General features: G+C 54.2%; 25 protein-coding genes and 1 riboswitch. Of the genes, 16 read left to right on the plus strand and 9 right to left on the minus strand.

Features of this window, described 5'->3' with window-relative positions; genetic code table 11:
* The 4 genes from KNP83_RS00135 to KNP83_RS00150 form a co-directional block, all read right to left on the minus strand.
* Positions 1-399 carry a VOC family protein gene (locus KNP83_RS00135; protein WP_214758830.1) on the minus strand — a complete coding sequence of 133 codons (399 nt, stop codon included), beginning with the start codon at positions 397-399 and terminating at the stop codon, positions 1-3.
* Between the two features lie 407 nt (positions 400-806).
* Complete coding sequence (locus KNP83_RS00140) at positions 807-1,073, minus strand: hypothetical protein (protein ID WP_214758832.1); 267 nt, start codon at positions 1,071-1,073, stop codon at positions 807-809.
* Positions 1,074-1,135: 62 nt separating this feature from the next.
* On the minus strand, positions 1,136-1,624 hold the full coding sequence (gene thiW / locus KNP83_RS00145; RefSeq protein WP_214758845.1) for an energy coupling factor transporter S component ThiW: 489 nt from the start codon (positions 1,622-1,624) through the stop codon (positions 1,136-1,138).
* A 65-nt stretch (positions 1,625-1,689) separates the two neighbouring features.
* Positions 1,690-1,788: riboswitch (TPP riboswitch) on the minus strand.
* Between the two features lie 24 nt (positions 1,789-1,812).
* Positions 1,813-2,133, minus strand: coding sequence for a hypothetical protein (locus KNP83_RS00150; protein WP_214758848.1), 321 nt, complete (start codon positions 2,131-2,133; stop codon positions 1,813-1,815).
* 42 nt (positions 2,134-2,175) lie between these two features.
* On the opposite strand from KNP83_RS00150, the gene KNP83_RS00155 reads away from it, so the two are divergent.
* Complete coding sequence (locus KNP83_RS00155; protein WP_214758856.1) at positions 2,176-3,144, plus strand: aminoglycoside phosphotransferase family protein; 969 nt, start codon at positions 2,176-2,178, stop codon at positions 3,142-3,144.
* Between the two features lies 1 nt (position 3,145).
* On the opposite strand, the gene KNP83_RS00160 is transcribed toward KNP83_RS00155, so the two are convergent.
* Together KNP83_RS00160 and KNP83_RS00165 are read right to left on the minus strand one after the other, a co-directional pair.
* Complete coding sequence (locus KNP83_RS00160; RefSeq protein ID WP_214758864.1) at positions 3,146-3,892, minus strand: hypothetical protein; 747 nt, start codon at positions 3,890-3,892, stop codon at positions 3,146-3,148.
* Between the two features lie 92 nt (positions 3,893-3,984).
* The gene (locus tag KNP83_RS00165) at positions 3,985-4,677 is read right to left on the minus strand and encodes a hypothetical protein (protein ID WP_214758866.1); all 693 of its coding nucleotides are present in this window, start codon (positions 4,675-4,677) and stop codon (positions 3,985-3,987) included.
* A 98-nt stretch (positions 4,678-4,775) separates the two neighbouring features.
* Here KNP83_RS00165 and KNP83_RS00170 point away from each other — a divergent pair, with 98 nt between their 5' ends.
* The 11 genes from KNP83_RS00170 to KNP83_RS00220 all read left to right on the plus strand — a co-directional run bounded on the left by KNP83_RS00170 (position 4,776) and on the right by KNP83_RS00220 (position 13,746).
* Positions 4,776-5,696 (plus strand): AAA family ATPase, encoded by a 921-nt coding sequence (locus tag KNP83_RS00170; RefSeq protein ID WP_214758869.1) that lies wholly within the window; start codon positions 4,776-4,778, stop codon positions 5,694-5,696.
* Between the two features lie 3 nt (positions 5,697-5,699).
* On the plus strand, positions 5,700-6,752 hold the full coding sequence (locus tag KNP83_RS00175; protein ID WP_214758871.1) for a DUF58 domain-containing protein: 1,053 nt from the start codon (positions 5,700-5,702) through the stop codon (positions 6,750-6,752).
* Positions 6,753-6,817: 65 nt separating this feature from the next.
* Complete coding sequence (locus KNP83_RS00180) at positions 6,818-7,357, plus strand: ribonuclease FAU-1 family protein (RefSeq protein WP_214758873.1); 540 nt, start codon at positions 6,818-6,820, stop codon at positions 7,355-7,357.
* A 49-nt stretch (positions 7,358-7,406) separates the two neighbouring features.
* On the plus strand, positions 7,407-8,534 hold the full coding sequence (locus tag KNP83_RS00185) for a tetratricopeptide repeat protein (protein WP_214758875.1): 1,128 nt from the start codon (positions 7,407-7,409) through the stop codon (positions 8,532-8,534).
* A 10-nt stretch (positions 8,535-8,544) separates the two neighbouring features.
* On the plus strand, positions 8,545-8,979 hold the full coding sequence (locus KNP83_RS00190; RefSeq protein WP_214758884.1) for a GNAT family N-acetyltransferase: 435 nt from the start codon (positions 8,545-8,547) through the stop codon (positions 8,977-8,979).
* 130 nt (positions 8,980-9,109) lie between these two features.
* Positions 9,110-9,544 carry a MarR family winged helix-turn-helix transcriptional regulator gene (locus KNP83_RS00195; protein ID WP_251139137.1) on the plus strand — a complete coding sequence of 145 codons (435 nt, stop codon included), beginning with the start codon at positions 9,110-9,112 and terminating at the stop codon, positions 9,542-9,544.
* A gap of 36 nt (positions 9,545-9,580) precedes the next feature.
* Positions 9,581-10,573 carry a ring-cleaving dioxygenase gene (locus tag KNP83_RS00200; protein ID WP_214758900.1) on the plus strand — a complete coding sequence of 331 codons (993 nt, stop codon included), beginning with the start codon at positions 9,581-9,583 and terminating at the stop codon, positions 10,571-10,573.
* Positions 10,570-11,208, plus strand: coding sequence for an NADPH-dependent FMN reductase (locus KNP83_RS00205; protein WP_214758902.1), 639 nt, complete (start codon positions 10,570-10,572; stop codon positions 11,206-11,208). The genes KNP83_RS00200 and KNP83_RS00205 overlap by 4 nt, the downstream gene beginning before the upstream one ends.
* 128 nt (positions 11,209-11,336) lie before the next feature.
* On the plus strand, positions 11,337-12,404 hold the full coding sequence (locus KNP83_RS00210) for a saccharopine dehydrogenase family protein (RefSeq protein ID WP_214758904.1): 1,068 nt from the start codon (positions 11,337-11,339) through the stop codon (positions 12,402-12,404).
* A complete protein-coding gene (locus tag KNP83_RS00215; protein ID WP_214758906.1) occupies positions 12,401-12,820 on the plus strand; it encodes an NUDIX hydrolase in 420 nt (139 codons plus the stop codon). Before KNP83_RS00210 ends, KNP83_RS00215 begins: the two co-directional genes overlap by 4 nt.
* A 131-nt stretch (positions 12,821-12,951) precedes the next feature.
* Positions 12,952-13,746: a GNAT family N-acetyltransferase gene (locus tag KNP83_RS00220; protein ID WP_214758908.1), complete on the plus strand. Its 795-nt coding sequence runs from the start codon at positions 12,952-12,954 to the stop codon at positions 13,744-13,746.
* Between the two features lie 33 nt (positions 13,747-13,779).
* Here the strand turns inward: KNP83_RS00220 and KNP83_RS00225 are convergent, their stop codons facing one another.
* Positions 13,780-14,565, minus strand: a complete 786-nt coding sequence (locus KNP83_RS00225) for an SDR family oxidoreductase (protein ID WP_214758910.1) — start codon at positions 14,563-14,565, stop codon at positions 13,780-13,782.
* Between the two features lie 85 nt (positions 14,566-14,650).
* Positions 14,651-14,965: a hypothetical protein gene (locus tag KNP83_RS00230; RefSeq protein WP_214758913.1), complete on the minus strand. Its 315-nt coding sequence runs from the start codon at positions 14,963-14,965 to the stop codon at positions 14,651-14,653.
* A 145-nt stretch (positions 14,966-15,110) separates the two neighbouring features.
* On the opposite strand from KNP83_RS00230, the gene KNP83_RS00235 reads away from it, so the two are divergent.
* The 4 genes from KNP83_RS00235 (at position 15,111) to KNP83_RS00250 (ending at position 17,765) form a co-directional block, all read left to right on the plus strand.
* Positions 15,111-15,416, plus strand: a complete 306-nt coding sequence (locus KNP83_RS00235) for a hypothetical protein (RefSeq protein ID WP_214758920.1) — start codon at positions 15,111-15,113, stop codon at positions 15,414-15,416.
* A gap of 66 nt (positions 15,417-15,482) precedes the next feature.
* Positions 15,483-16,496, plus strand: coding sequence for a S66 family peptidase (locus tag KNP83_RS00240; protein ID WP_214758925.1), 1,014 nt, complete (start codon positions 15,483-15,485; stop codon positions 16,494-16,496).
* The gene (locus KNP83_RS00245) at positions 16,493-17,086 is read left to right on the plus strand and encodes an NUDIX hydrolase (RefSeq protein WP_214758928.1); all 594 of its coding nucleotides are present in this window, start codon (positions 16,493-16,495) and stop codon (positions 17,084-17,086) included. Before KNP83_RS00240 ends, KNP83_RS00245 begins: the two co-directional genes overlap by 4 nt.
* 91 nt (positions 17,087-17,177) lie before the next feature.
* Positions 17,178-17,765, plus strand: a complete 588-nt coding sequence (locus tag KNP83_RS00250; protein ID WP_214758930.1) for a GNAT family N-acetyltransferase — start codon at positions 17,178-17,180, stop codon at positions 17,763-17,765.
* Here the strand turns inward: KNP83_RS00250 and KNP83_RS00255 are convergent.
* Complete coding sequence (locus KNP83_RS00255; protein WP_214758938.1) at positions 17,746-18,210, minus strand: GNAT family N-acetyltransferase; 465 nt, start codon at positions 18,208-18,210, stop codon at positions 17,746-17,748. The genes KNP83_RS00250 and KNP83_RS00255 overlap by 20 nt on opposite strands.
* Positions 18,211-18,230 lie beyond the last annotated feature (20 nt).

An 18,230-nucleotide genomic window follows, 5' to 3' on the forward strand; every position in this document is an offset into this window, starting at 1 on the left:
TCACTTGATGACAAACGTGTCCCGGAGCTCGATAATCGTGCCTTCCGGGGCTTTCAGTTTACTTAAATGACCGTCGACGACGAAGTAGATGTTCCCGCCATGTTTCGGTAAGAATGTCACGCCGAGGTCCTCGAGGCGCCGGACTTCCGCTTCGAGGTCGTCGACATACAAGGCGAAGTGAACCGGACCGGCCACGTGCTTCGAATACGGCGACAACGTCTCGTCCGCTTTCGCCGTTTGGAGCTCGATATAAAAGTCACCGAGTTTGAGCCAGCTGTTGTACGCACGCGTATGAAAGTCAGGCGACTCCTGAACGAGTTCGAAGCCGAGCGCCTCATAAAATTGTTTGGACGCCTCATAGTCGGGCGTCTGGATACAGAGATGGTGGATTTGTTTCATCGTGTCACTCCTTTGTTTCATTTTATCGAATCGACGGCTGGAACGGAACACCGGTTCAACTTACACCATCGCCAGCGTATTGATTAATAAGAAAAAAAGAAAAATGGCTCCTGAAAAGATTAAGACGCCTAATAATATTTTCCCTCTTTCGTCATTGAATCTTTTGACATACAAGACAGAAAAAAGAAGTAGCACCGCCAACAGAATGGTCAAAGAAAGAAAGAGCAATGTAATCGAGTGATTCGATATGATTCCAAAATTGAAATAGAATTCAGAGATGAAGATGAATAGAAACACTAAAATCCCAGCTAACAATGAGTAAAAATAAGGATTGCGATTAAGGTCCATGACTAAACACTCCTTCTTCACTAGAGTTATCAAACCATCACGTCAAACAGGGACAGCCGTCATAAGTCGGCCGTCCCTGTTTTTGTGGTCGTTGTGGGTTGGACAGCGTTGCCCGCCATGAAAAACAGGACGATCGCGGCCACTCCAAAAATCGAGATGAACACATTTTGAAGCAGCACATCGACGAACATCGGCTCGCTCGAGAATGTACCCGTCGCAATCTGGGCATTCCAGCGGGTGAATGTGGCAATCCGTTCGAGCGTGTACAACAGACCTGACATGAACAGGCAGGCGGTGGCCGCCAGTAATAGCGTCAATCGATTCAAGTGATGACCTCCCTAAATGATATATCCTGATTTTACCATTTACTATCAGTCGGAGGAAGGATTTATCGCTTCACCGTGAGCGGTCGCAATTGCTTAACGCGAGTGAGCACGATCCAGCCGAGTAAAGCACCGGTCACGCTCGAGGCGAGGAAGGCCGGGAAGAAGAACAGTGCCCCGAACTCCGTTCCCATCAAAATCTTGGCATACGGGACAGCGACGAGCGAGGCGATGATTCCCGTCCCGATGACTTCACCAAATGCGGCCAAGGCGACGCGGCTCGTCTTCATATAGAAGAGTCCGGCCAAAAGCGCTCCAATCATGCCGCCGGGGAAGGCCAGGAGTGACCCGGTCCCAGTCATGACGCGGACGAGTCCGGTCACGAAGGCGACGAGAACGGCTCCGAGCGGCCCGACGGTGACGGCGGCGATGACGTTCACCATATGTTGAATCGGATAGGCGCGGGCGACACCGGTCGGAATCGAGATGAACAGGGAACCGATGACGGCGATGGCGATGAGCATCGCCATCCAAGTGAGTTGTTGAATTCGCATGAATATGTCTCCTTTCAAAATGAAAACGCCACTTCTCCAAGTGGAAAAGTGGCGTGGAAAGACAGACGAATCCCACACCACTTCCCTACGCTGGTATGAGCCAGATCAGGTTCGAAGGGTCCGGCGTGTGCCGTCTCAGCCCGAAGGCTCCCCTAGTGGTCGTTTATTAACATGAGTATAACATAGCGTTACTTCGTTGCCTCGACTTTTCGCGGTCGGAAGATGAAATAGACGATGCCGCAGAAAAGAAGATACAACACTAGCGAAAAGACGAGATTGATTAACCACGGGAGCGTCCCCATGAACACGGCCAAGGACGCCTGTTGAAACCAAACGAGCGAGAGCGACAATCCGATGAAGCTGAGCACGAGTGTCGTCCAAAAGGCGACATCCCGGCGCTTGAACAGACGCCAGACGAGCAGACCGATCATGAAACTGGCGACGGCCGTCACCCCTAAATACATATACAAGATGGCATCGACCGGGTATGAGTAATACACAACGTCCATATCGTTTCCTCCTAGGAGATAATGAGAGAAAGGGTGAAGAGCATGAGACCGACCGTCCCATGGCGTGACCGAGCATTTCGTGAACGGTTCGAACAATGGCTTGCACAATATGTACCAGGCGTGACATGGAACGTCGTCAAAGGCACTGATTTGACGTACTTGGTGGTTGGCGAGGTTAATCAAGAACGATATTACGCCAAAGCGGTGACCGACATCAGCCGTGGCGAGGCCGGACTGTCGGCGCTTCTAGCCGAGCGGCATCCAGGTCTCGTCCCTGACGTCATCGCCATCGAGGTAGCTCAGAATTGGTTACTCATGGGAGACATCGGCGGTGAGGCGTTACGTGAACGACCGGACGTCCGTCGATACGACATCGCGTTGCGCCAGTATGCACAGCTGCAGCGGCAGGACGTCGATCAAATCGAGACCTACTTGTCGCTCGGCATCCCGGACCGGCGCCCCGCCACATTGAAGGCTGAAATCCAAACCTATTTACCCGAGCTCTGCACTGGGCTCGACCGACACCAAACCGAGGCCGTGCTCGCGCTTGAGGATGAACTGCTCACCATGTGTGACGAGCTGGCGACCGGGATACCGATGAGCCTCGAGCACGGTGATTTACACGGTGGCAATATCTTTTGGCGGGAGCAGACAAATGACTTGTGTATCCTCGACTGGGGCGACGCGACCGTCACGCATCCATTCTTCAGCGTGCGCGTGTTCTGGAACGCGCTGTATGACATATTGCCGGAAGAGGATGAGATTGCCTGGTATGAACAGATTCAACAGATGCGTAAAGTCTACTTGGAAGCGTGGAGCGGTGTCGCACCCGAGGACGTGCTCTGGCGTCATCTGTTGATTGCCGAAGAGCTTGGTTGCGTCTACCGGGCCTTGTCTTGGCATCTTTACGTGACGAAGCAGCGGCATGACCCGGAGGAATCGAGCGACAAGCCGGCACAATGGCTCAACTTGTTACTCGAGTATCGTGACTTGAAGCAACGCGTCCGATAAGTCATTCATATTTCTCGAGTAAGTTTTGATAATCCGTTTCGCTCCAAAACAGTGGCGCGATTGACTCTGGTCCTTTGAAGATTTCACCGTCCCGGTCATAGACGATGGCGTAGCCACCCTCGACCTCAAAGACGATTAAGTCGGCTTTTACTTCCTTGACCCCGTTCCCAGCGATGATGACGTTCTCGAGCGGGTCACGCGCGACTTGCACGCCCCATTCGTCGAGCTCGACGATGAGTGCGGACGTATAAGCGTGACGGTTATAGAGCGCCTGGAATTCATCTTTGGTCAAGATGACGTCCGTCGGCGGGGCACTCGTCCCATATTTTCGTTTCTCGATTTCTTCGACGAATTGAAGGAACGACGCTTCTTGCCAAAATAGTGGTGCGACCGACTCGGGGCCGTTGGCGATATCACCATTCTCACTTTCATAGACGGTGGCGTACGTGCCGTCGTCGAGTTTGAACGGATGAATGTCGGCGTATGTATGATGGATGCCGTCGCCGGCGATGACGACGTGCTCGAACGTCTTGCGGAACGGGGTGAGTCCATCGTTCTCGAGTGCCGTCAAGAGCGGCGCTACTTTTTCGTATTGGTCGAAGACGTCCTTAAAATCTTCTCGCGTCCACTCCGTGACCTCGTCAGAAGCAGGCTCATTTGTATCGGCTGGGACGATTGGTTTCTCGACTGGATCCGTGCATCCGGTAAGCAAGAACACAGTGAACCCGAGCAAGCCTAGGCGTTTCATCAATCAAACCTCCTAAGAAAGTTACATTTTTTTCCTATTACCAATGAGCGTAGCACGTTTACGACGCATTGAGAACCCGGGTACTTTCTCGCTCAGGGGTGTCTACGCAAATAGCGGTCGAGAGCCTCATGAAAGCGTCGTTGCTGCTCGATCGGGATTTCATGATTGGATGCAGCGCCATAGCGAATCAGATGATAGAGCGAGGCATCGATATCCGTCAGGTCGATGCGTTCGAACCAATCGATGAGCGTCTCATTCGTCCGAAGTTTTAGTTCAGGGGCGAGCGAGGCGTTGAACGTGATGAGCCAATCTCTCAGTTCGATGTTCGTGAGCATCGGGAAGCGCTGTGCCTCACTCGATGCGTCCGTATTGAGGGACAGTGGCACCGGAGTATCATGCGTCGAGGGGAACGTGAATCCTTTGCCTCGTCGACGACGTAACCATCTACGCACGCCATAGACGGTCAACCCGACGGCAGCGAGGAGGACGAACAGCATGCCGAGTCCACCGGGGTCATCGCCATTACCGCGACCGAACGTGAATTTCAGCATGTCTTCCTTTTCTTGACGCTCTCCGCGGAATTCGCTATCCGTAGGAGTGTCTCCCATATCAATGCCTCCAGGTGGTATATCGTCTTCTTCTCTGCCCATTTCGGTCACGCTAACTGGAGATGAGGTGTTAATCGTTTGAAACCAACTGAACGTCTCTTTGCTGACAAAGACGAACGTCACAACGAGACAAGCTGTCACGACAAGTCCCCCTATAAATCGAGATGACCACTTCATATTTTCCCTCCTAACCGGAATATTCAGACTATTTATTGTCTATATTACCATAAACAGGTAAACTTCGAATAAGACATCTACCAATGGAGGGGAACGAGATGGGAATCAAAGCGGTCATCAAACAGTTGAACGAAGTGTATTTAGGAAAGGAAGAGGTTGTGCGGCTGTGTTGTACGGCGCTGCTCGCCGAAGGACATATCCTGCTCGAGGACGTACCCGGGACAGGGAAGACGTTGCTCGCTAAAGCGATTGCCGGCAGTTTTGACGGGACGTTCTCGCGCATCCAATTTACGGCCGATTTGCTCCCGTCCGACGTCATCGGCAGCGACTACTTCAATATGCAGACACAGACATTTGATCACCGACAAGGTCCGATTTTTGCGAACATTGTCCTGATTGATGAAATCAACCGGGCCGTCCCGCGCACCCAGTCGGCGCTACTCGAAGCGATGGAGGAACGACAAGTCTCCATCGGCGGGAAGACGTATCCGATGCCGAAGCCGTTCTTCGTCATCGCGACGCAAAACCCGATTGAATCGGCCGGGACGTTCCCGCTCCCGGACGCGCAACTCGATCGGTTCCTCATCTCGATTCCAGTCGGCTATCCGGACGCCGCCGAGGAACGGGAACTGTTGCTGCAAGTGTTGACCGAGACGCGCAAACACATCGAAGCCGTGACGTCACTCGCCTCGCTGCAAGAAGCGCAGGCGGAGACGAGACAAGTCGCGATTCAAGACGACGTCCTCGATTATATGCTCGGACTCGTCCATGCGACGAGGGCGCACCCGTCCGTCGAGGTCGGTGTCAGCCCACGCGGTGCGATTGCGTTGCTCCGCGCGTGTCAAAGCTATGCCTATTTGGCCGGCCGGCTATACGTCATCCCGGAAGACGTCAAAGCCGTGGCGCCATACGTGCTCGCCCATCGCATCAGTTTGACGCTCGAAGGGGGCATCAAGTCGACGAAAGCGAACGTCGTCGCGCACATTCTGGACACGGTGCCCGTGCCGGTCGAGGGCTGACGGATGATCCTGTCCACACACGCCTGGTTGCAACGCCGGCTCCTGCCCGTATATCTCGTGAGCGGAGCCATGCTCGTCTTCTTCCCGTACGTATACGGATTGGGTTACATATGCTTCATTGTCGCGAGTGCGATTTGGATGCTCGAGCGGACGCGGCAACAACTTGAGCGGAACATCAATCTCCAGTTCACACAATACGAAGAATTGCTGTTTGTCGGAGACGAGAGTCGGCTCGTGTTGGTGGTCGATGGAGTCGACGAGTTGGACCGGCTCGGACTGCCGTTGCGGATTCGCTTGAAGACGAGTTCGGGAATCAGCTTTCCGGCGCATGACCGCATCCCGAGCGTGCTCGATTTTGAGATCGATGTCGGTCGGGCCCGACATGAATTGGTCGTGCGCGCCGAGTATCGGGGTCCCGCCACGTTCGAGGAATGCGTCATCGCCGTCACGCTTCCATTTCGTCTCGGGACGTATTTGTATGAACGACCGGTCGATACGCGATGGACCATCCTCCCGTCGCTGCTGCTACATCCACCGGTCGGGACGAAACGGCTGGCGCTCGGGGACCGACCGCTCTTGGCGTCCCCGCTTCGCAATCCGTTGCAGCTGATCGGGTCGAAACCGTATGAAGGAGAGCCGGTGAAGGAAATCGATTGGTATGCGACGGCGAAACTCGGACGCCTGCAGTCGAAAGTGTTTCAACAGACGACGCTCGATACGTTCACGTTCGCCTTGGATTTGAACGGTCCGTCCGGTTACACGCTCCATCACGACTTCGAATCGCTCATCAGCCAAGCCGCCTTCATCACATCGCGCCTGTTGAAAGAGGACTGTAAAATCGAATTGTTCTTAAATCGATTCAATGAGGATGGGACGATGCTCCATGTCCCGCTTCAGGAAGGTGAGCGCGGTATTCGATTCATCTTGCTGCAGTTGGCGACGATTCACCCGGGCAATCGGTTCATCTCGACCGATGCGTTCACCCGGATGGTCGAGCGAAAACGATTGAAGCAAAGTCACCTCGTCTGGTTCAATCAACACAATCTGTACGATTGAACAGGGGAATGTCGGATTTTGGCGAACTCTTTACGTATGAAATGGGTTCAAAAGGAGAGAGACATATGCCAAAACGGAAATTTGCCAATCGCCGAGACTGGGAACGCATCTTACAACATCGCTACGCGCAAATGGAGGTCCATGATGACCGTTTCTCCGGGACGGTCGCCTTGTTCTACATCGATGCCGTCCGTGCACCTCAATATAAGATGCACAAAGGGGAAGAATTTATTGTCGCCGATGCCGGATACGGTTGGCTCCAATACTTCCCGGACGATGAGCCGTTCGGGGTGACCGTCATGTTTGATGACAAGGGACAGATCGTCCAATGGTACATCGATATCGTCGAAGCAATCGGATATGAGGACGGGATTCCTTATATGGACGACTTGTTGCTCGATATCCTCATCTTCCCGAACGGGGACGTCGTCCGGAAAGACGAGGACGAGTTCGAGGAAGCGACGGAGGCCGGGGAACTGACGCCGGAGCTCGTCGAGCAGGGCTGGCGTGACTTCCATGCGACGCTCGACCGGATTGAGCGGAACGACTTCGTCTATTTCGACTTGGCGAACTTACATTACACCGAGTTGAAGCAAAAGCTGTAAAGCGCATGCTCCCTTTGGTACAGTGAAAGAAAAAACTGGGGGACGAATCATGAAAATCATCGATACCGAGACGTGGTCGCGCAAGAAGCACTACGAATTTTTCAAAGCGTTCGACGCTCCACACTTCAATGTGACGGCGAGCGTCGATGTGACCAAACTACATACGTATGCCAAGCGGAACGGGCAGTCGTTTTTCAAACTGTTCCTCTACGGTGTCGTGAAGACGGCGAATGCCGTGCCTGAGCTTCGCTACCGGATTCGCGAGGACGAGGTCATCGAGCACGACGTCGTGCACCCGTCGTTCACTGTCATAATGGATGATGACGTCTTTAACTTTTGCACGGCGACGTATAAAGAGGCATTTCCAGACTTTTTGGAAGAAGTGACGGACCGGATGAGCGGGGCGAAACAAGAAGTGGCCGTTGGTGACGATGAGCCGGACAGCCTGCTCTATATCACGAGTGTGCCTTGGGTCACATTCACGAGCATCAGTCATCCGACGAACGACCAACAGCATGATACCGTGCCACGCATCGCTTGGGGGAAATTCACCGCAACCGGTGACCGGATGATGATTCCACTCTCGGTCCAAGCGCATCATGCGCTCGTCGATGGTGTGCATGTCGGCCGCTTTTACGAGGCGCTTCAAACGTGGCTTGACGACTTGAGCGACCTTCACATGAAAACGGTGCAAGAAGAAGGACTTGATGAGGCGATTCGCCTGCGCGAGAACGGGGAGCTGGAACGGGCGAAACAGTTACTGCTTACGTTGCTCCGGAAAGATGAGAAGAATCCACGCCTGCACGCCCATTGCGCCTGGTGTTATGACTCGCTCGGTGAAGAGCGTCAAGCCGTCCCGCATTACGAACGGGCGATTCGGCTTGGGCTCGCCGGTGAAGAGCTCCGCGAGACCTATATCGGGCTCGGTAGCACGTATCGGGCGCTCGGTCGCTATGAGGACGCGGAGGCGTTGTTCGCCAAGGCGATTGAACAGTTCCCTGACATCGGGGCGCTCAAAGTGTTTCAGGCGATGACCCGCTACAACCTCGGGCGCCACAAGGAAGCGACCGGCACCTTGCTCGAACTACTCGCCAGCCCGGAGCCGGATGACAGTATTAAACGGTATCGTCGCGCCATCGCGTTCTATGCGCGCAATCTCGACGAGACGTACGACTAAGGAGACTTGAATGATCACACTTCAACTGGTCACAGAACAGAACTGGTATCCGTGCTGTCAGCTCACATTGACTGACGCGCAACAAGCATATATGGAGCCGAATGCGATTTCCCTGCTCCAAGCGATGTATGAACCGACGCTCGAGGCCCGCGCGATTTATGAGAACGAAGCGATGGTCGGCTTCCTCATGTACAACACGGCGCTCGAAGAGTTGGACGCGCGCTGGGTGTATCGCATCATGGTCGACCACGCGCATCAAGGAAAAGGGATTGGCCGCCAAGCGACCGAGATTATGTTGGAAGAGATGAGGAAACTCGGCACCGAACCGATTATCGTCGGTTACCATCCTGACAACATTGGTGCGCATCGATTATACGAAAGCTTGGGCTTTGTCGATGAAGGCGATCGCTTCGGGCGGGAGATGGCGGTCATTCACCGTGCGTGACAAGACGAGGCAACTCGTCTTTTTTTGAAACAAATTGATTGACCACTGTATTTTCTCATGTTATATTTATCTCGAATTAAAGATAATGAAATTTAAAGTATTGTTTTCTCTCAGCAGAGGAGGGGAACACATGGAAGAACGACAAACGTTAAAAGCCATCACCGTGTTGCTTCGGGCCTCGCAGTCGATTCAAGACGTGGTCAAGCATGAAGTCGCCGAGTACGGGCTAAATCCGACCGAGTTCTCGGTCCTTGAATTGCTGTACCATAAAGGCGATCAACCGATTCAGACGATTGGCAAAAAGGTGTTATTGACAAGCGGGAGCATGACGTACATCGTCGACCGGCTCGAAGCGAAAGGCTACTTGATGCGCAAAGCCTGTCCGAGCGACCGGCGCGTCACGTATGCGGCGCTGACGGAAGCAGGGCGCACACTCATGTCGTGCATCTTTCCGGCCCATGAAAGACGGATGGACGAGCTGTTCGACGGACTCGATTTAGCAGACACGATTACTCAATTGAAGACGGTCGGCAAACGCGCCGAGGCGTCAAAAAATTTTAATTAATTATCTCGAAACCAAGATTTTGAAGGAGCGATTTAAATGAACCATGTAAAAGGTATTCACCACGTGACGGCGATTACGAGCAGCGCCGAGAAGAACTACGACTTCTTTACGAACGTCCTGGGAATGCGTCTCGTCAAAAAGACGGTCAACCAAGACGACATTCAGACGTACCACTTATTTTTCGCCGACGACAAAGGTAGCGCCGGAACGGATATGACGTTCTTCGATTTCCCGGGCATCCCGAAAGGCGTGCACGGGACGAATGAGATCGCCAAGACGTCGTTCCGCGTCCCGACCGACGAGGCGCTCACGTATTGGCAACGTCGCTTCGATCGCCTCGGCGTGAAACATGAAGGGGTTCAAGAGCAGTTCGGCAAGAAGACGCTCGCGTTCGTCGACTTCGATGAGCAGGCGTACCAGCTCATCTCGGACGAATTCAACGTCGGCGTCGCCTCGGGTGAACCGTGGCAAAACGGTCCGATTCCGCTCGAGTACGCCATCACGGGCCTCGGTCCGATCTTCATCCGCATCGCGGACTTTACGTATTTCAAACAAGTGATGGAGCAAGTCATGTTGTTCGAAGAAATCGGACAAGAAGGCGACGCGCATCTCTTTGAAGGAGGTGAGGGTGGAAACGGGGCGCAAGTCGTCGTCATTCATGACGAGACGTCACCAGTCGCGCGCCAAGGGTTCGGAACCGTGCACCACGTTGCTTTCCGTGTCGATGACCGCAGTGTCCTCGATGAATGGACAGCGCGCTTGCAACAGTTCGGGTTACCGACGTCAGGCTATGTCGACCGCTTCTTCTTCGAATCGTCTTACGCACGCGTCGCGCCGCAAATCCTGTTCGAATGGGCAACCGACGGACCTGGATTTATGGGTGATGAGCCGTATGAGACGGTCGGTGAAAAATTGTCACTCCCGCCATTCTTAGAACCGAAACGGGAACAGATTGAAGCGATGGTTCGACCGATTGATACGGTCAGAAGTACAAAAACGTTTGAGAAAGAATATGAGGGAATGAAATGAGCTTATTCAACCGTTTATTTGGTAAACAAGAAGAACCAACCAACTCACAAGGAGGAACTAACATGTTGAAAATTGGAATCGTACTCGGATCTACTCGTGAAGGACGCGTCAGCCCGCAAGTCGGAGAATGGGTGAAAGAGCTCGCGAACAAACGCGGTGACGCCAACTATGAAATCATCGATATCGCAGATTACAGCCTGCCACTTCTCGGTGAGCCAGGCGGCGACGCATCAGGTGCGGCGGCATGGTCTGAGAAAATCGCGGAAATGGACGGCTTCGTCTTCATCGTTCAAGAATACAACCACTCGATCACAGGCGCGCTCAAAAACGCCCTCGACTATTTACGCAACGAATGGCATAACAAAGCAGCCGGAATCGTCTCATACGGTTCGGTCGGCGGTGCACGTGCGGCGGAACACTTACGCGGCGTGTTGAGCGAGCTCTTAATCGCCCACGTCCGTGTCCATCCAGCGCTCTCGCTCTTCACAGACTTCGAGAACGGCACACACTTCGCACCGAAAGACGTCCAAGTCCAATCGGTGAACGATATGCTCGACCAGCTCGTCCCATGGACAGAAGCGATGCAGACGGTCCGTACGAAAGCAGCAGAAGCAACAGAAGCTGCGAATAACTAATAGACAAACGATCGCCTAAAACGAGGGCGATCGTTTTTTTGCGTTTCTTTTCAATTAAGGAGACGTCGTGTATCGTGGATGAAAGTAGGGAACAAGAGAAGATACATAAAATTGAAGGAGGAATCGGGATGAAATGGATGATTTATGGGGCGAACGGCTATACGGGTGAACTGATCACCCGCCAAGCGGTGAAACAAGGGATGACACCGGTGCTCGCGGGTCGGCGTGCGGACGCGATTGCCAAGCTCGGGGAGGATCTCGGGTGTGAGACACGCGTCTTCAACGTGTCGTTCGACAAGGCGACACGCCAATTGGAAGACATCGATCTCGTATTACACTGCGCCGGACCGTTCGCCGATACGAGTCGGCCGATGGTCGAGGCGTGCCTTGCCTCGAAGACACATTACTTGGATATTACCGGGGAAATCGAGGTGTTCGAATACATCCACTCGAAGAAACGATCCAAGCTCGCGCAAGAGGCGGGTGTGTTGCTCTGTTCGGGTGTCGGCTTCGATGTCATCCCGACCGACTGTGTGGCCCGAAAGTTGAAAGAGTTGATGCCGGATGCGACGAATCTCGCCCTCGGTTTCTCAGCCGCTGCCGGAATCTCACGCGGGACGCTGAAAACGGCCATCCGTGGACTCGGCTCAAATAGTGCCGAACGAAAAGATGGTGAGCTGACACCGTTCCCGCTTGGAGCGAAACGTCGTCACATCGATTTCGGGCGCGGCAAGAAAACGGCCATCGCCATTCCGTGGGGAGACGTCTCGACCGCCTACTATACGACGGGTATCCCGAACATCACGACGTGGGTGCCGGTTCCGCCGGTCTATGCCTATGGAGCGCGGCTCTTGTCTTGGTTCGGTCCGATGCTCGGCAGCGACGCGGTGCAAGGGAAGCTGCTCCGTTATGTCGATGAGCATGTGAGTGGGCCGGACGAGTCGGAACGGGAACGCTCGTCGACGTATGTCTGGGGTGAGGCGACGAACGCCTCGGGTCGTAAAGTGATCGTTCGCATCAAGACGGCGAGCACATATGCTTTCACTGTCTACGGGGCACTTGAAGTCGTGTCACGTCTTGTCAGTTCAGGCCGCATCATCCCCGGCAGCTTCACGCCGGCGATGCTGTTCGGTTCACACTTCATCGAAGAAATCGAAGGGTCCTCGTCGTTTGTCGTCGACGAGGTTCGGCTTTGAGTGAACGGTGGGATTTAGTCGACGGAGATCGGCGTCCGCTCGGCAAGACGCACGTGCGCGGCGAACAATTGGCAGCGGACACGTATCATACCGTCATCGAAGTGATCACGTTTGATGTGAATGGAGACGTGTTGCTCTCGCAACGTCATCCCGACAAGACGTACCCGCTCCTTTGGGAAGGGACGGGCGGCTCCATCCTGACCGGTGAGACGAGTCGGCAAGGCGCGGTTCGGGAGCTTCGGGAAGAGATCGGTCTCTCGGTCGAGCCTGACCAGTTGGAGTGGGTGGCGACATTGCGCCGCGAGACGTATTTTTTAGACTTGTATCGCTATCAAGCCGATGCTCCGCTTCAACTTGATGACTTGGTACTCCAGGAAGACGAAGTCGTAGCGGTCAGAAATGATGGCTCTGGATGATCTCGTTCCATCTGTCCGAGAGCGATTACGTCGATTTGAGTCAGACTTACGCCTTGCCTTGTAACGGAATCACAATCTGTTCGCAATCGAAGTATGGTAAACTCAGGGAAGATTAGTGGGGAGGGAACGAGATGAGACGCTTAGAACTAGCCAGGCGGATCGAACGCATCAAAGCGGAAGGGACGTCTGCCTATATTCGGCATCGAAAACAGACCCCTCCCTATGAAGGTTCGGAATTGATTGTCGAAAACAAAGGTCACGTCTTCCGGATGGGCACGACGAGCTTCGCGGTCGGCTTCGGCTTGAACCGACCGACCAGCTTTTACGATTTGCACCAGATGGAGAAGTGGGTACGCGGCAAGAACGTGTCCCGCCTACATATTGAGGTCTGTCCGCTCGCGGACATGTCACTCATCCGGTTATTGCAAGAGCGAAACTATACGCTCGACCACTTCTTGGACGTGTGGTTGCTCGACGTGAATACGTTTGTCCTGCCGGAGGTGGCGCATACGGTTGAACGCGTGCACGCCGACAACGTGAATGAGTGGGCCCGGGCCATCGCGGCCGGCTTCGCCGAGACGGGGACGGTCATGCAAGAGACGATTGATACCGCGAAAGGCTTCTACGCGCTTCCCGAAAACCAGGCGTTTCTCGTCCGCGAAGGGGAGACGGCCGTCGCCGGTGGAATTCTTGCCATCCAGGACGGGATGGGTGAACTGTTTTTGACGAGTACGATTCCCGCGTATCGAGGGAAAGGCTATCAGACGCAGCTCATCTTGGAACGGATCGCGGCCGCGAAAGCGGCCGGATGCGAGTACGTGACCGTGACGACGAAAGTCGATACAGCCTCGGGACGGAATATGGAGCGTTTGGGATTCATTCCGTTTTATCAGAAAGCCGTCATGAAAAGCCCGATCCTCAAATAGACAGGTCGCCCCGCGGGGCGACCTGTTTATTTGTTAAAGTAATGATTCTGCGCCGTCGACGTACACCTCAGAGCCGGTGACGTGACTCGACATGTTGCTCGCGAAGAACAAGACGACGTCCGCGACTTGTTTGGCTGAACCGGATTTCCCGGCAAGCGGTTGGTTTCCCTGCGGATACTCGATCGGGATGACGACTTCTTCGAGCAAGGCGTCATCGCGGTTCGTCGAGTCATCGATGTTCGTGTCGATGGCCCCCGGACAAATCGAGTTGACGCGGATGCCAAATTGGGCGAGCTCGGCCGCTGCCATTTTCGAAAATCCGGTCTGACCGGCTTTCGTCGTCGCGTAGCCGCTGAACCCGAAGTTTTTGAAGTAACGGTTCCCGTTGATGGATGACGTGATGATGATACTGCCGCCCCGTTCTTTTAAATGCGGGATGGCGTGTTTCACCGTCAAAAACGTGCCCGTCAAGTTCGTCTCGACGACACCGTTCCAATCTTCGAGTGACAAATGCTCGATTGGTGTGATTGTGCCGTTCCGTCCTGCGTTCGCAAAGACGATGTCGACGCGACCGAAACGTTCAATCGTTTGCTCGTACGCTCGTTTCATCTCGTCTTCGTTCCCGACGTCGGCACTGATACCGATGGCACGCTCTTCTCCAATCAGACTCGCGAGTTGCTCTGCGTCTTCTAAGTTCAAATCGACGATGGCGACTTTCGCCCCGGCTTGAATGAACCGGATGACGGTGGCACGTCCGATTCCAGATGCCGCACCCGTGATGAATGCGACTTTCCCTGATAACAATGTATGTGAAATCATTCCATTCGCTCCTTTCAGCTTCCTGTTCTCATATTCCACCGTTCTATGAAAACTAAGCCGGTTTTCTGAAAAAAGGTGAAACGCTTCATTCCGGTTGAACGTGAATCGATATCGCGATTTTCAGCTTGGCGTCGCGGTCGAGCTCGACTGTGACGATTTGTCCGACCCGGAGTTGTTGCACGTCGTTCGCGTCTCCGGTCACTTTCGTTTGTTCGTTGATTAAGACTGTATGCAATGTCAACTCGTCGTCTGAGAAATCGTGAGGGCCAATCATCAGCTGGGGGATGTCAATCTGTTCGATTCGTCCTTCGATTTGATGGTCGTTCCATGTGCTGACCCAATAGACGGCAACTAAAAAAAGACCGATAAATGCCAGAGCAAAGATGAGTCGGGTTCTCATGGTGTTCCTCCTCTGCGCCATTCCGGTACGATGGTTTCCAGTATTATTTACCCGGATTTAAGGAATTGTATAGGGTCTTTTTTACAGGATTTTGAATTGTTCATGCGGAATAAGACAAGACAATTTGAAGAGCGGAGGGCTGGGAATGGTGTTATTCGGGATGATTGGGTTCATCGTTTTAAGCTTGGTGGCATTCGGCTGGTGGACAATCGGATTTCCGCGGCGACGGATGTGGGGCGGTGCGTTGCTGCTCGTTGTCGCGTTTCTGTTTTCACCACTGTTGCTTGTCGTGAGCGGTGAACGCTTCGGATTTGATGGCGTCGTCGCGGGACTAGTCGGATTATCCTGTGTCGTCGGGGGCGGTTTCTTCTTTCTCACACTCGGATGGACCGGGCGACCGCAGAAAATCCGCAAAGTACGGACTCTGTCAGAGGACCCTGATTTGTTTTGAACCGGGTTGTCATCCGACTTCTGAAACCCGTACAGTGAAGGCATCGAACTTGATGGAGGAATGACTATGTTGACGAAGAAGCACCCACCGGCGTTACGTCCGGGAGATACGATTGGAATCATCACGCCGTCGTTTCCGGCACCGGCCCGGTTCCCGGAACGATACGCACGTGGAATCGAACAGCTGAAACGGATGGGGTTCATCGTCCGTGAAGGTTCATGCACGCATCGTTCGGCAGGATACCGCTCGGCCTCGATTCAAGAGCGGGCCGAAGAGTTCAACGCGCTGTTGCGCGACCCGGACGTCAAAGTGATAATCAGCACGATTGGTGGGACGAACTCGAACTCGCTCTTGCCGTATATCGACTATGAGGCGTTGCGACGACAGCCGAAAATCATCATGGGCTATAGCGACGTGACGGCGCTTCTCCTCGCCTGTTATACGCAGACGGGAGTGACAACGTTTTACGGTCCGGCAGTCGTGCCGTCGTTCGGAGAATACGAGACGATGTTCGCCGACGGAGAACGGTATGTGCGAGAGGTGCTCGGTTTGGAACGGACGGCACCGTATACGCTCGACGTACCCCGGGAGTGGACCGAGGAGATGATTGATTGGTCGACCCAGGACCGGGAGAAGACGTTCCGTCCAAATGAAGGCTGGCTCACGCTTCGAGACGGACAGGTCCGCGGGCGATTGATTGGCGGGAACCTAAACACGATGACCGGCTTTTTAAAGTCGGATTATTTTCCTGAGCTGAACGGGGCGATTCTCTTTTTAGAGGACTCGTTCAAGACGATGGCGGACGAGGAGCGTTCCCTCAGCATGCTCAAACTCGCCGGGGTGTTCGATGTCATCAGCGGTCTCGTCATTGGCAAGCATGAACATTTCGATGCGGCCGGCGCACCGTTCACGTTCGAGGAGTTGCTGCTCGAAGTGCTCGGAGACGTCGACTTCCCGATTTTGACGAACGTCGATATCGGGCATACGTTCCCGTCCCATGTGTTTCCGATTGGCATCGAGGTCGAACTTGACGCGACGGCGGGAACAATCACCTTTTTAGAGAACGGGGTGACGCCATGATGGAGTTCATCACCATCGTCGACCATCGTCGGAAGAAAATCGGCTTGAAATCACGAGCAGACGTCCATCGGGACGGGGATTGGCATGAGACGTTCCACTGCTGGATGACGGACCATGACCGCCTCCTGTTACAGCTTCGTAGCGATACGAAGGCGGATTTCCCCGGGCTGTTTGATATCACGGCTGCCGGTCACTTGGCCGCCGGTGAGACCGTTCGTGACGGGGTGCGTGAGATTCAAGAAGAGCTAGGTCTCGAATTGACGCTCGATCAACTGACTTCGCTCGGCGTCTTCGAAGACGTCATCGAGACGGATACGTTTTTAGACCGCGAGTTCGCCCATACGTATGTCTATGCGTACGATGGCGAAGCGTTCACGTTGGATGAAACGGAAGTGGCCGATGTCGTCTCGGTCGACATGGTGGCGTTCCACGCATTGATTGGCGGGACGCAGTCCGAGGTGGAGACGACCTCGGTCATCTCGGGAGAGACACGGACCGTGACGAAACGCGATCTCGTACCGCACCCGGCCAACTACTGGGAGCAAGTGCTTGCAGGTATAAAAGCCGCTCACGATGGGCGTCATGATTGAGGCCATATGGCAACTGCTTCACATCGTGCTCGTGGTCGGGATGGGTGGCTTGCTCATTTGGTGTTTTCGCAAGTAAAGAGGGGGAAGAAAGATGGAGACAGGACAAGACACGATCCCGCTCGCTTTGGAGACGGCGCGTCTATATTTACGGGCGCCGATTGCCGAGACGGATGCGCGGGTCGTCAACGAGTCGATTCGGGGGTCACATGAAGAGTTGAAGCGATGGCTCCCGTTCGCGCAAGACGTACCGATGTTGTCTGAGACGGAAGCGAATTTACAACGGGCGCAAGATTTGTACGCAACAGGTGAAAGTTTCCGGTACCTCATCTTTTTACGGGAGACGGGAACGTTTGTCGGGACGGTCAGCCTGTTCGGGATTGATTGGGACGTCCCGAAAGCGGAAATCGGCTATTGGCTCGACTCGACCCATACCGGCCGTGGCTATATGACGGAAGCGGTCGAGGCGGTCATTCGTTTCGGCTTCACCCGGTTCGATTTCAAACGAATCGAGATTCGCTGCGAGTCGACGAACGAGGGGAGTCGCTTGATTCCGGAACGGCTCGGCTTTCAGTTAGAAGGGGTGCTCCGGAACGAAGACTTGTCCGCCGATGGGTTGCGGCTGACGGACACGGCTGTATATGGGCTGTTACCGGGCGAGCTTATACCGCTAGCGACATGATGCGTTGCGGACCGATGGGGCCATCGATTCGACGACCTGTGTCGACGAACCCGACCGTTTGATAGAGGGAGAAGGCGGCCTCGTTCTTCAGATTGACCGATAGCACGACCTCGTGTTTATGAGGGAAGTGCGCTCGTACATAGTTCGGTAACTGGCGGAGTGCGGCTTTGGCATGACCGTTCCCTTGCGCCGAATGGTTGATGGAGAACATCGAGAGCAACAACGCGTCGTCTGCCTCTGTATACGAGGTCACCCGTTCCGTATCGTGGAGCAAAAAGAAACCGACGGGCTCTTCGGCCACGATGACGATGGGGTGTATCCCGTCTGTGAGCGGGGACTCGAGGTCGATCGGAAGCGTCGTATATTTTTCTTGTTCGAACGGTAACGTGAATGTGTTCAAGACCGGCCAATGGGCCTCGCGAAGTGGTTCAAGTTTCGTCGTCATGATAAATCCTCCCCCATAAG

Source organism: Exiguobacterium sp. s146, from assembly GCF_018618415.1.
Lineage (GTDB): Bacteria > Bacillota > Bacilli > Exiguobacteriales > Exiguobacteriaceae > Exiguobacterium.

Excerpts from the sequence above, each read along its gene's own strand:
- KNP83_RS00135 (WP_214758830.1), bottom strand. The coding sequence starts at position 399 with ATGAAACAAATCCACCATCTCTGTATCCAGACGCCCGACTATGAGGCG.
- thiW (WP_214758845.1), bottom strand. The coding sequence starts at position 1,624 with ATGCGAATTCAACAACTCACTTGGATGGCGATGCTCATCGCCATCGCC.
- KNP83_RS00150 (WP_214758848.1), bottom strand. The coding sequence starts at position 2,133 with ATGGACGTTGTGTATTACTCATACCCGGTCGATGCCATCTTGTATATG.
- KNP83_RS00155 (WP_214758856.1), top strand. The coding sequence starts at position 2,176 with ATGAGACCGACCGTCCCATGGCGTGACCGAGCATTTCGTGAACGGTTC.
- KNP83_RS00160 (WP_214758864.1), bottom strand. The coding sequence starts at position 3,892 with ATGAAACGCCTAGGCTTGCTCGGGTTCACTGTGTTCTTGCTTACCGGA.
- KNP83_RS00165 (WP_214758866.1), bottom strand. The coding sequence starts at position 4,677 with ATGAAGTGGTCATCTCGATTTATAGGGGGACTTGTCGTGACAGCTTGT.
- KNP83_RS00170 (WP_214758869.1), top strand. The coding sequence starts at position 4,776 with ATGGGAATCAAAGCGGTCATCAAACAGTTGAACGAAGTGTATTTAGGA.
- KNP83_RS00175 (WP_214758871.1), top strand. The coding sequence starts at position 5,700 with ATGATCCTGTCCACACACGCCTGGTTGCAACGCCGGCTCCTGCCCGTA.
- KNP83_RS00180 (WP_214758873.1), top strand. The coding sequence starts at position 6,818 with ATGCCAAAACGGAAATTTGCCAATCGCCGAGACTGGGAACGCATCTTA.
- KNP83_RS00185 (WP_214758875.1), top strand. The coding sequence starts at position 7,407 with ATGAAAATCATCGATACCGAGACGTGGTCGCGCAAGAAGCACTACGAA.
- KNP83_RS00190 (WP_214758884.1), top strand. The coding sequence starts at position 8,545 with ATGATCACACTTCAACTGGTCACAGAACAGAACTGGTATCCGTGCTGT.
- KNP83_RS00195 (WP_251139137.1), top strand. The coding sequence starts at position 9,110 with ATGGAAGAACGACAAACGTTAAAAGCCATCACCGTGTTGCTTCGGGCC.
- KNP83_RS00200 (WP_214758900.1), top strand. The coding sequence starts at position 9,581 with ATGAACCATGTAAAAGGTATTCACCACGTGACGGCGATTACGAGCAGC.
- KNP83_RS00205 (WP_214758902.1), top strand. The coding sequence starts at position 10,570 with ATGAGCTTATTCAACCGTTTATTTGGTAAACAAGAAGAACCAACCAAC.
- KNP83_RS00210 (WP_214758904.1), top strand. The coding sequence starts at position 11,337 with ATGAAATGGATGATTTATGGGGCGAACGGCTATACGGGTGAACTGATC.
- KNP83_RS00220 (WP_214758908.1), top strand. The coding sequence starts at position 12,952 with ATGAGACGCTTAGAACTAGCCAGGCGGATCGAACGCATCAAAGCGGAA.
- KNP83_RS00225 (WP_214758910.1), bottom strand. The coding sequence starts at position 14,565 with ATGATTTCACATACATTGTTATCAGGGAAAGTCGCATTCATCACGGGT.
- KNP83_RS00230 (WP_214758913.1), bottom strand. The coding sequence starts at position 14,965 with ATGAGAACCCGACTCATCTTTGCTCTGGCATTTATCGGTCTTTTTTTA.
- KNP83_RS00235 (WP_214758920.1), top strand. The coding sequence starts at position 15,111 with ATGGTGTTATTCGGGATGATTGGGTTCATCGTTTTAAGCTTGGTGGCA.
- KNP83_RS00240 (WP_214758925.1), top strand. The coding sequence starts at position 15,483 with ATGTTGACGAAGAAGCACCCACCGGCGTTACGTCCGGGAGATACGATT.
- KNP83_RS00245 (WP_214758928.1), top strand. The coding sequence starts at position 16,493 with ATGATGGAGTTCATCACCATCGTCGACCATCGTCGGAAGAAAATCGGC.
- KNP83_RS00250 (WP_214758930.1), top strand. The coding sequence starts at position 17,178 with ATGGAGACAGGACAAGACACGATCCCGCTCGCTTTGGAGACGGCGCGT.
- KNP83_RS00255 (WP_214758938.1), bottom strand. The coding sequence starts at position 18,210 with ATGACGACGAAACTTGAACCACTTCGCGAGGCCCATTGGCCGGTCTTG.